Source organism: Mycobacterium pinniadriaticum, from assembly GCF_026242045.1.
Classification (GTDB): domain Bacteria; phylum Actinomycetota; class Actinomycetes; order Mycobacteriales; family Mycobacteriaceae; genus Mycobacterium; species Mycobacterium pinniadriaticum.
Genome location: NZ_JAPJDO010000125.1, coordinates 1 through 370, shown reverse-complemented (window position 1 = coordinate 370; position 370 = coordinate 1). Strand labels below are relative to the sequence as shown.

The 370-nt window shown below is 61.6% G+C and carries 1 protein-coding gene; it reads right to left on the bottom strand.

Features of this window, described 5'->3' with window-relative positions:
- A partial coding sequence (locus tag ORI27_RS32945; RefSeq protein ID WP_266001443.1) for a transposase occupies positions 1 to 299 on the bottom strand: 299 nt, incomplete at its 3' end.
- Positions 300 to 370 lie beyond the last annotated feature (71 nt).

The window sequence follows — 370 nt, the reverse complement described above, 5'->3', positions numbered from 1 at the left end:
ACGGCCCAGTCGATGACCCCGGCTTCATCTGCGGCCGCCAGCAACCGCGCCAACACCAGATCCCAGGTGCCATCAGCGCTCATCCGTCGATGCCAGGTCCAGATCGTCTGCCACGGCCCGAACACCGCGGGCACGTCCCGCCAGGCGATCCCGCACCGGTATCGATAGATGATTCCTTCCAGCATCTGGCGGGCATCCCGAAAAGGCCTGCCCTTCTTGCCTGTTCGAACAGGCAGAAACTCTTCGATCAACGACCACTTGTTGACCGTCTCTCGGGATGACGACCACGGGGCAACCATTCGTCATTGAGTGTGGTGATGTGGCCGGTGCTGTCGTGGCCGGTTGATCTTGTTCGTGTGCACCGTCAGTG